This is a genomic window from Bradyrhizobium sp. CCBAU 45389 (genome assembly GCF_028128625.1).
Classification (GTDB): domain Bacteria; phylum Pseudomonadota; class Alphaproteobacteria; order Rhizobiales; family Xanthobacteraceae; genus Bradyrhizobium; species Bradyrhizobium liaoningense_B.
Map to the genome: position 1 here is coordinate 1 of NZ_LBIY01000056.1, position 7,483 is coordinate 7,483.

A 7,483-nucleotide genomic window follows, 5' to 3' on the forward strand; every position below is an offset into this window, starting at 1 on the left:
AAACTGTTGATAACGAAGTGGGTCTCGGATTGAACGGCCGCACACTCCACATAATCGTGCGCTCCGCATAATTCCGGAAGTCCACAGGTTGGGTCGCAACGTAAATCGTGAGGCTCGCGGGCAGCGTCAGCATGAACGTGTCCGTCGCAGTGCCATGAACACATCGCTCAACACAGAAAGGCCAGGCGTTCCGCGCACCTCCACTCGTGCCCCCTGGAACTCGACCGTAACAACTGCTGCTTCCCGCGATCCCGAGGGCTCCGCGGCCGCTGGTGGCGCCGATTCCGACATCAAAGGCACGAACGATAATGTATCCGCCGGAGCCGCGCAGCACCAATTGACCTAAACGCGCTCGGCGCCGCCAGTCATGCACCTGCTGTGGCCGGCAGCCATGACGGCGTGCGATATCCGTTACAACTGCGCCTGGCTCAAGGCTTTCCTCGACAATCCGTGCCTTCAAATCATCCGGCCACTGCTTTCGACCTGCACCAGCATACACTTCGATACGCGACGACAACGGTCGTCTTATGTCGTCAGAATGGTCGTCCATTGTGAGCACCCTTGCCGAAGATGACTCTTCTAACGGTGCTCTCAAGTCTGCGCACAAACAATCTGAAGGGCCTCGGCGCCACGCTTACTGTCATCCGGGGTAGACCATGGATGCACTGGCGAGCAAGCCGACCGTGGAAACATGGCCGGTTGCCCTCATATGGCCCTATGAACGCAATTCCGCCGCCCTTCGCCCAGCAGATCGCGGCGTCGCCAATCGGCTGCGCGACGAGATGCTGCGGCTCGAATTGTCCGCCCTCGTGGAGGGCGGCTTCGAGAACGCGCTGACGGGCATAACGGGGTAGCGTCGGAATCCAGGAGTTCGTCCTTGCGCGCCGCCGCCGCATTCCGAGCACTCAACAGGAGTCGGAGCTGTCACTTGCCTTACAAGGATCGTTTGATCAATCGTATTCTCGCCTGCGTTCTCCGATTTCGGATTTAGAGCAGCAATCCCGACTGACAACACAAACAGGCTATCGTCAACGGCTCGGCTCGCCCGGCGCGGTAGGCTCTACGAGCGAGCGTCGCGCGGCGCGTCTGCCTAGCACGCCGCTTTTTCGTTTCTTCCGTATGGCTCATGACGACCCCTCGACAAGCTGTTTCCGAGCATGGAACTCACAACCCAATCAAAGGCCCGGACGCGGCAGTTCAGGTTGACTGAGCGGCGTTGCAGGATCCCCCTCATTACTGGTAGGTGCCACGACCGTTGGGATGTCGCATGCTAGGGCTACAGTGTTTACGCAGACGAGCCGAGCTCAGAGCTGCACTAGGCGACAGGAAGCTGGTACATCGAGATAGCATACTCATTGACCAAAACAGGAGCACGGTCCTTCAACGGAGTCGGCCCATGACCTACACAATCACGTGTCATCGAACGGAGTACGGCCGACGGTATTTCTCCGTTCGAAGACCGAGCGCGAGAGAAGCTCTGTCCAAGGCAGAGTTTCTTGAGATGTCCGACATACAAATTGATTACATTGATACGCCTGCGGACGGACGGGTTGACATGCGCACGCTTCGAACGTTAGCCGGGAAAGAGCGCGCCTAACGCTCTCCGCCGTCTTTGCGCGGTCGTCGAACCAAAGGCCGATTGGAACGCCGTTTGCTGGAATCTGGCAGCGGAAGAACGCCAACATCTCGACGGCTGAGGCGTCCAAGGATATCGTCACCTTCGGGCAGACGAACCTAGCGTCGGCCCGTACCTGCAGCAATGTCAAACCCTATTGGGTTCTCTTGGTTAAGTTTTCCATTCTTTGCGCCCCTGAGCGGGTCGGTGGTTCAGGACATTGAAACGAACTTCCACCGGCAAGTCGATAATGAAGTAAGCGCGCAGATTGGCTTAGCTGGTGCCAACAGCAATGGGACAGCTCGAAGAGATGGAAGCAAAAGTAAATGAGATCAAACAGCGTCATCGCAACTCCGCCGACCTGAAGGCTGAGCGCGCGCTGAACCGCGTGAAGGAGGTTGACCCGGAGGGATATGAGGCCTTCCTTCGTAAGCGTGAGAACCGCGGGGACACTGGCGGTTTCGGCACGGCTGGACGGGCGAGGCCATAGTCACCACCACATTCCTCGCCGTCGCATTCGCGCAACACTCTGGCACGTCTTAGCCATGCGCAGCAGCGGCTCCGGTACCATTGTCAACGAGTTCACGCGCAATCCATGGGTCTGGGCTGCGCTCGGCCTGTACGGCCCTCTGCTCGCAGTCCCTCTCTACTGGCCGCCGATGACAGAGGTCTTCCACTTCTGCCACCGACGCTCACGATGTGGAGCATTGTCGCGGGCTACAGCCTGACGCCGATGCTGCTAATTCAGGTCAGCCGCGCCGTCATCGTGCTTGCAAAACGAAGCCGTTAAATGGTAGCCGCGTTGCTTGGCTCGAATTCGCCGTCTGCATCATCGTGATCGGCGTGGCCGGATGTATGCTCATGGTCATTGCGCCCTACGGAGGCCTGATCTCCGAGTACGAGGCGCCCGGCCGATTCCGTTCGCTCGCGTTCCCGCGGATTACAGGCCCCCGGATCTGCAGGAGTGGAGCTGGTCAGCCATTTCTTCGCCGTGTGCAGCGGACCTTCGAAAAGGATTGGCGAGACCACACGCCGAAAACCTCCCGCCTGGTACGCGGTGTCGGAATGATCTCGATGGGCTACGTCATGGACGAACTGGCCATCCGCAACGAGGCGCGGTCGCAAAGGCAGTTCGAGAATGGGGTGAAGTCGCTTGTAGGGAAAACGCATTGGCCTTCTGGGGAGTGGAATTTCGAAACCGAACGCCGCCCTTGGCATGCGCTGCAAAACACCAAGGCGATTACAGGCTCGTTTCGCACTATCTCGTACGCTTGATCCGGCGCGCGAACTGAGGCGTCCTGATGGGCTCTTACGCGGTCAACGAGATATTCCTGACGCTGCAGGGCGAAGGTCTTCAAGCCGGCCGCCCGGCCGTTTTCTTTCGGTTCGCCGGCTGCAATCTCTGGACGGGCCGTGATGAAGATCGCAGCCGCGCTGTGTGCCGCTTCTTCGATACCGATTTCGTAGGCACCGACGGGACGAAGGGCGGCCCTTACAGCTGCGCGAACGATCTGGATGATGCCGTCGAACGCGCATGGATCGGGGGCGAACAAAACCGCCTGTGCGTGTTGACGGGAGCCGCCGTTGCAGGTTGACGATGATCTCGTGCGAGCGCTCCACTCGCGCGGCTTCCGAATAGCGATCGAGACCAACGGTACCTTGCCCGCTCCGGCAGACATCGACTGGATATGTGTCAGCCCCAAGTCCAGCACAGAACTTGCGATCAACAGCGGCAACGAATTGAAGCTGATGTTTCCGCAACCCGAGGCGCCACCGGAGCGCTTCGAAGACCTTGAATTCGCGAACTTCCTGCTCCAACCGATGGACGGTCCCGACGTCGTCGCTAGTACACGCGACGCCATCGAATATTGCCTGTCTCATCCCAATGGCGTCTCAGCGTCCAAAGTCACAAACACCTCGGAATCAGATGAGAATTTCCCAAGCATTCAAGTTTGAAGCCGCGCACCGGCTGCCGAACGTGCCGCAGACGCATCGCTGCCACAGGATGCACGGTCACTCCTACCGGATCGAACTCGTCTTGAACGGTCGGGTCGATCCGCAGACGGGCTTCGTGATAGACTTCTTCGAAATCGAGGAGGTTTTCGGGCCCTTGTTGAGGCAGCTCGACCACCATTGCCTCAATGATATCCACGGGCTCGAAAATCCGACCGCGGAAAACATCGCGATCTGGATCTGGGACAGGATAAGACCCCGATTGCAGCAACTCTCCGCGGTCAAGGTCTTCGAGACCGCCGATTGCTGGGCCGAATATGAAGGTGACGAACCATGAGACGCAGCGCCAACCTGGGTCATCGGAAATGACAACATCCGCACTCGTGCTTTTTTCTGGAGGCCAGGATTCAACCACCTGCCTCGCATGGGCGTGGTCGCGCTATGACTCAGTCGAAACGATCGGATTCAGGTACGGTCAGAGACATGAGATCGGGAATGGCGGGGCGCCGTGAGGGACGGCCTGGCCGTCCTGAAGCCCGATTGGAAGCCCAAACTAGGCCAGGACCATGTCATAGACCTAACCGTGCTTTGGCAGGTCAGCGTGAGCGCGCTCACGGCCGATCTCCCGCTCGGCACCCGTCCTGACGGATTGCCGGCGACTTTCGTGCCAGGCCGGAACTTGGTCTTCCTGACCTTTCCGGCAATAACGGCCCATCAACGCGCCCTCAAGCATGTAGTGACTGGCGTTTGTGAACCGATTATTCCGGCTATCCCGACTGCCGAGACGACACGATCAAGGCTCTTCAGGTCGCGATCAATCTTGGGATGGAAGCCCGCTTCGTTCTTGAGACCCCGCTGATGTGGATCGACAAGGCCGAGACTTGGAAACTCGCCGAAGCGCTTGGTGGACGGGATCTCGTCGACCTGATCATCGATCGCACGCACATGTGCTATCAAGGGAATCGATCTGAGCGCCACTCCTGGGGTTTCGGATGCGGAACTTGCGACGCCTGCAACTTGCGGCAGGATGGTTGGCGACGCTATACCGCCTCGGCAACTTAGCGCGAAAACAGCTAGAGGTCGTGAACCATGAGCAAGGGCAAGCCAACTAGCAAGGAGGTTCGGGATGCCGGGTTTCGAGAACTTGCACAGAAGCTTGCCGGCTGGGACATACCGACCGAGGCCATCGATACCACTCAGGACTCGGCAAAGGCTAGTCTGGCGGAAGTCAAGGCACTTACCGAATACGAAGATGGCAAGGCTTCCCGATTGCTGACAATCATCGCCTTTCTGAGTGCTGTGGTTGGGGCCGTCTTCACGCGCTTCGTCACCGACTATCCTTGGCCTGATCCTGGCTCGGTCGCCGACAACAAAATGGCGGCGCTCACGATCGGTGCGTACGCGGCATTCCTCGCCTATGTTCTTCTCGTTACCATTTCCGTCATCATCATTCTGAAAGCGGTAAAACCGACTCTCAACGTACCCAAGTCGTGGGACGGCGCTCCCAGCAGCGGGCTGCCGGGCCGGGCCATGGTCGGACACTTCCTGGCTTGCCACGTCGTGCGACGATCGCTGTCAGTTCGCGGGCGACGTGCCGTCCTGAGATCGACGTATCCGAAATGGCGCCCGGGCATTTCTTGGTCACGTCATCGAAGATGCTGAGGATGCGGAAGCGCCGCCCGTTGGCGAACTGGCCGTGGACGAATTCCAGCGACCAGCGCGCGTTGGGCATCGCCTCCACCAGGATCGGGGCTCACGTTCCCACGCCTTGCGGCGGGTTCTTCGCTTGTGGATGGTGAGCCCTTCCTCGCGATAAAGCCGGTAGATCCGGTTGTTCCCGACGGCTCTCCCTCCCGCCTCAGCAAGATGAACAGCCGCCGGTAGCCGAAACGCCGCCGCTCGTTGGCGAGATCGCGCAACCGACTACGTAGCTCCGCATGCTCGCTTCATCTGTCCGTCCTTCTTCAGGCCGGACTCTAACTCGATCTGGAGGAACGCAGTGGCAGGTCAGTCGGCGCCCTTGTTGCCTTCAGAGCTGCGACCGCTTGCATTTGTTTGACAAACGCCCCCTCCAGCGTGGCGTTCGGAAGAGTAAACAGACTGTCGTCATCGTCCAAAAACCGAGAAAGCCTCGCCGATGCTAGCTCGCTCTTTCTTGAAGCAGCTCAACTTTAGTGTTCAAGGATCTTTATCCAATTCATACGAACGTTTGTGCCGGCCGAATCCGATAGGTGGCTCAGAATCATGCGCGCGGTCACAGCCTTGCAGCTTGCCGCAATCGCAGCCATCGGCGCAGTCTACAAGCTGCCTAACTCACAATTTAGTCGCATGCTGGCGTGGTCGCCACTCGAGGGCGCGATCCACCGGCGGTGGTGCTGCGAGCGCAGTGGATCCGGACACGCAGATCAGCATGCGTTGGCGAGAGCTTGAGCCCACCTTCAGAACATCAACGGCGAGGCAGCCTCCCAGACGAAGGAATTGACGCCCTGCAGCCCGGTCGCTAAGGCAAGGTTGTAATCTTTGAGGCTATCAGCGAACATCAGTGATGTGCGGCTTGACACTTCGCGATGGGAGCGCGAGTACGGGAAGAAGCCAAGTGGACGGCGCTATTGGCGCTTCCGGATCATATCGCCAAATATTTCAGTCAAAGACTCTGAATTCAGGGCGGAGATCCCAATGACCTTCCCCAGGGCGTGCAGGGGCGCCATGGAGAGAGCGCGGCAACGCGGTTCGGCTCAAATCGTGCTGCTGCCCTGAAGCACCATGACTAATTCGACGATCGAGCGCGTAGTTTACCGCAAAGCGCGCCGACTGAGGTATTCGTAGGCAATCGCATCAGTGTGGACGGCGGTAATAGGTGAACCTCACGCAGCTTTGAAGATTTCGCTCTCGCATGTGACGCGCGAAGTGGTTCAAACGAGCTGGAGATTGCGCCCTTCAGTTTCGTTGCCAACGTTTGAACCCTGGTGACCTTGCCCCCAAGTATTATCCAGTCCTGAGTTCGCCCCGGCTGTTGGATTTGCCCGGTTGGGCGGTGGTAGCGACGGGAGCTGGCGCGGAGCCCTCGGCATAGCCGCAGCGCCAGATCCCGGCGCAGGTCAAGGCGAACTCGGACGGCGTGTTCCATCCGAGCCGCGTCGCCCACAAAACCGTTCTTCGCAAGGTTCTTTATCGACATCATCCCTGGTTTGGTCGCCGAGTTTGCGTTCATGGAAGGGTCGAGAAGGCTGATGATGTCGCTTTCCGCTGCTCTCTTGATGGATCGCAAGCGGATCGATGGTTGGAGGTTCCAGCATGGCTGTTCGATCGAGCAGCATGCCCTCACGCTGAGCCTTTGACAGCTCAGCCGTTTGTCAGCATTGACGCACTTGCGGCGCTCTCTACGCTTCTCGATCTGGCGTTGAAGGATCGAACGCCATTAGCTGCCCTGCTTTCTGGCGCATCCAGAGCCTCTTACGACCAGAATCGGGGAGAGACTCATGTCACGGCAAACGGCAGTGCCAGGGAGAGCGGATACCGACACGATCGACAACCGCGGCCGCAGCAGCAGATGGATCTGTTCGGGAGTGGCCTATCGAACGGCGCCATCGGCGCGCCCACACGGCTGGAGTTGCCGGCGGAAGCCCGGGCGGCCCTCACGAGCCTAATGACACAGTTGATCCTCGACCATGCTGCGAGGACAGCAACGCTGCCCGCGAAGGAGGTCGATCATGATCTCTGACAAGGTCAGGCCTCATCATCTGGAGCGCAAGGCGATTCTTTACGTGCGTCAATCCTCGGCCCATCAGGTGTTGCACAATCGCGAGAGCAGCGCGCTCCAATACGCCATGCGAGACCGGCTGACAGCCCTCGGGTGGCCAGAGATTGAAGTGATCGATGATGATCTCGGTCGTTCAGCCGCCGGCGGCATACAAC

Annotated in this window: 5 protein-coding genes and 4 pseudogenes; 7 read left to right on the top strand and 2 right to left on the bottom strand. The window is 59.0% G+C overall.

Annotated features, from left to right (window positions below):
• Nucleotides 1–550 (bottom strand): transposase (locus tag XH79_RS07245; protein WP_271581215.1); only part of this gene is annotated, 550 nt, incomplete at its 3' end.
• 106 nt (nt 551–656) lie between these two features.
• Here XH79_RS07245 and XH79_RS07250 point away from each other — a divergent pair.
• The 6 genes and pseudogenes from XH79_RS07250 to queC all read left to right on the top strand — a co-directional run bounded on the left by XH79_RS07250 (nt 657) and on the right by queC (nt 4,630).
• Complete coding sequence (locus XH79_RS07250; RefSeq protein WP_271581216.1) at nt 657–854, top strand: hypothetical protein; 198 nt, start codon at nt 657–659, stop codon at nt 852–854.
• Between the two features lie 1,053 nt (nt 855–1,907).
• Complete coding sequence (locus tag XH79_RS07255) at nt 1,908–2,105, top strand: hypothetical protein (protein WP_271581217.1); 198 nt, start codon at nt 1,908–1,910, stop codon at nt 2,103–2,105.
• A gap of 371 nt (nt 2,106–2,476) precedes the next feature.
• On the top strand, nt 2,477–2,890 hold the full coding sequence (locus XH79_RS07260; protein ID WP_271581218.1) for a hypothetical protein: 414 nt from the start codon (nt 2,477–2,479) through the stop codon (nt 2,888–2,890).
• Nucleotides 2,891–2,916: 26 nt separating this feature from the next.
• Nucleotides 2,917–3,546 (top strand): annotated as a pseudogene (gene queE / locus XH79_RS07265) (7-carboxy-7-deazaguanine synthase).
• Nucleotides 3,543–3,905: a 6-carboxytetrahydropterin synthase QueD gene (gene queD, locus XH79_RS07270; protein WP_271581219.1), complete on the top strand. Its 363-nt coding sequence runs from the start codon at nt 3,543–3,545 to the stop codon at nt 3,903–3,905. Before queE ends, queD begins: the two are co-directional and overlap by 4 nt.
• Nucleotides 3,906–3,933: 28 nt before the next feature.
• A pseudogene (queC, locus tag XH79_RS07275) lies at nt 3,934–4,630 on the top strand (7-cyano-7-deazaguanine synthase QueC).
• Nucleotides 4,631–5,105: 475 nt separating this feature from the next.
• Here queC and XH79_RS07280 read toward each other — a convergent pair.
• Nucleotides 5,106–5,502: pseudogene (locus XH79_RS07280) on the bottom strand (IS3 family transposase); the annotation flags it as partial.
• A gap of 1,776 nt (nt 5,503–7,278) precedes the next feature.
• Between XH79_RS07280 and XH79_RS07285 the strand changes: the two are divergent.
• Nucleotides 7,279–7,483 (top strand): annotated as a pseudogene (locus XH79_RS07285) (recombinase family protein); the annotation flags it as partial.